General features: G+C 65.7%; 3 protein-coding genes. 1 reads left to right on the forward strand and 2 read right to left on the reverse strand.

Translation table 11 applies throughout. From position 1 onward, the window contains the following. Nucleotides 1-88: 88 nt before the first annotated feature. Nucleotides 89-628: a hypothetical protein gene (locus ACFYYJ_RS41470; RefSeq protein ID WP_389140196.1), complete on the forward strand. Its 540-nt coding sequence runs from the start codon at nt 89-91 to the stop codon at nt 626-628. Nucleotides 629-675: 47 nt separating this feature from the next. On the opposite strand, the gene istB is transcribed toward ACFYYJ_RS41470, so the two are convergent. Further along, nucleotides 676-1,446 carry an IS21-like element helper ATPase IstB gene (gene istB, locus ACFYYJ_RS41475; protein WP_389140199.1) on the reverse strand — a complete coding sequence of 257 codons (771 nt, stop codon included), beginning with the start codon at nt 1,444-1,446 and terminating at the stop codon, nt 676-678. Beyond that, nucleotides 1,443-2,666: IS21 family transposase (istA, locus tag ACFYYJ_RS41480; protein WP_389140202.1), on the reverse strand; the 1,224-nt coding region annotated here is incomplete at its 5' end. The genes istA and istB, both read right to left, overlap by 4 nt.

Consider the following 2,666-nt stretch of genomic DNA (forward strand, 5'->3'; position numbering starts at 1 on the left):
TGTCGGCGTACAACCTCGGCTCCCCAGGTGTGTACGGATGAACGTCCCCGTCTACGGTTCAGGGGTAGCAGAGAGTTGGAGGACTGGGTTGGAGCTGTGGGACCAGAACGTCGCGCCTTACGGAGAGGAGCTGGAGGCGTTGAGCAACAGCACGCGGGCCGACCTCGTGCTGGACGTGGTGGCATCGACGGTTCTCGTTTTCGAGCTACCGTTCGACGACTTCTTCCCGGAACCGCACCGCGAGCTGGTCAAGTCCGTATTGACCCTGCGCGCTCAAGCTCCAGCGAGCTGGTGGGACGACACGGCCTTCGCGGGAGACTTCCTGACTCAATACGACCTTCTGCCGGATGTTCCCACCAGGCCAGCGGTCGGTCCCTTCCTGATGGCACTGGTTCGACTCTTCGAAGCTCCTGGCGGCTTTCTGTCGGCCGACGAAGCGCTGGAGTGCCTGTCCAGCTGCTACGAGGCAATCCTGGTATCCCAGTTGACTGGGCGAGTCACAGCTGAAGACGAGAAGCAGGACCCAATGTGCCAGCAGGCCATTGCGCGACAGACGGTCCTCGTCCTGCGAGCGCACGAATCAAGGCGTGCGATCACCAAGTGTCACCGATCGCGGGGTGTGACGTAGCTTCCAAGTCGGCGAGGAACATTTCCTCGTCGGATAGCCGGCCCGGATCAGGCCACGTCGGTGTCGCGCTCGATGGCCTTGAGCCGGTTCTTGAGCCGGTAGCTGGGGCCGTTGATGGAGATCACGTCGCAGTGGTGCAGGAGGCGGTCGAGGATGGCTGTGGCGAGGACTTCGTCGCCGAATACCTGTCCCCATTCGCTGAAGGTCTTGTTTGAGGTCAGGATGATCGAGCCCTTTTCATACCGCTTTGAGATGACCTGGAAGACCAGGTTCGCTTCTCCGCGTTCGAGGATCTCGTAGCCCACCTCGTCGACCACGAGGACGCCGGGCCGCAGGTAGGTGCCCAGCTTGTTGGCAAGGCGCCCGGCGGATTCGGCGGCTTTGAGGTTGCGGACCATGTCGTCGAGGCTGGTGAAGTAGACCGAGTAGCCGGCCCGGCAGGCCGCGACGGCCAGAGAGACGGCGATGTGTGTCTTGCCGACCCCGGGCGGCCCCAGGAGAGCGGCGTTCGCCTTGGCCTCGACGAACGAGAGGGTGGCCAGGTCTTTGACCTTGCGCGGGTCGAGGTCGGGCTGGAACGAGAAGTCGTACTCATCGAGCGTCTTGTGGTGCGGCAGCCGGGAGAGCCGCAGGCCCTGGCGGAAGCGACGGTCGTCGCGGACGGCCAGTTCCTCGGACAACACCAGGTCGAGGAAGTCGAGGTAGCCCATCTTTGCCTCGTCTGCCCGGCGGGTGAACTCGTTGATGGTTTCCGCGAGGTGGGGCAGGCCGAGCTTGCCGGCCGTGGTGCGGATGCGGTTGCCGGTCAGCTCGCTCAAGAGGATTCCTTCGTCGCTCGATGGGTGGTGAACGGCCGGGTTCCGGTCAGCTCGTCATAGACCGACAAAGGCCGTCGGCCGACCTCGACCCGGGTGGCCGCGGCTCTGTTCAGGAGGGCCTGCAAGGGGCCGGCTTCCTCGCCCCGGGGCCGCTCCGGACGAGGTTGGACCGGGATGTCGCCGGTGGTGGTCCGGCGGTTCTTGCCGGTGGGCAGGCCGTCCCAGTGCGACTCATCGACAACACGGGCACCACGTCCGATGGCCCGAGGATGGGAGGCCAGCAGCGTGCCGCCGTGGGCGTCGGCGAGGGTGGCATGCAGCATGATCTGGGATTTCGTGGCCCGGATCTCGACCAGCTGGCGAGCACGGACTCGGCGGGCCGGCACGGAGTAGAGGTTGCCGTCGAAGGCGACCAGGCAGTCTTTGCCGACGTGCCGCAGCTGCCGCTCGGCCACCAGATGCGGAGTCGGTGGAAGCGGCTTGAGAGCCGCATGATCCCGTGCCGCCCGCTCCGCGATGACCTCGCGGTGGGTCTTGTGGATCTGGGCCCGCCGCACGGGCACCCAGGAGATGAACGCCGCATCCATCTCCTCGACGGAGGCGAAGGCCCGGCCGGACAGGACGTGGTCGCGGACGATCAGGACCTGTCGCTCGACCCGGCCCTTGCCCTGCGGCCGGTAGGCGGCCAGGACGTCGATGTCGAAGTCGTAGTGGCCGGCGAAGCCGACCGCTTCCGGATGCAGGGGGACCGCCTCACCAGGGGCGACGTGGCGGCGTACGACGGTTTTGGTCCGGTCGTAGACGATCGTCATCGGTGCCCCGCCGAAGTGTGCGAACGCTCGGCGGTGGCAGTCGAAGAACGTCTGCAGGTCCTGGCTGGTGGTGAAGCAGCAGAACGGGTCCCGCGAGTACGACAGTGTCATGTGGAAGGAGTAGACCTTTGCGATGCCCATGTGAGCGAGGATCTTGCCCTCGTCACCCCAGTCCACTTGAGCCTGGGCGCCTGGGATCACCTCGAACCGGCGGTGCATGCCCGCCAGTTCCTTGGGCGTGATCCCGAGTTCCTCGGCGATCCTCGGCCGGGCCGTCTGAACGTAGAGCTTGACCCGCTGATAGTTGCCGGTGAAGCCGTACTCCTGGGCCAGCCGCTCGTGAATGACCGCGGCCTTCATCAGGACCTCGGCCCGGAGCATTGAGTCGATCAGCGGCCCGAACTCGTC

Origin of the sequence: Streptomyces sp. NPDC002467, from assembly GCF_042889825.1 — a bacterium.
Classification (GTDB): Bacteria; Actinomycetota; Actinomycetes; order Streptomycetales; family Streptomycetaceae; genus Streptomyces.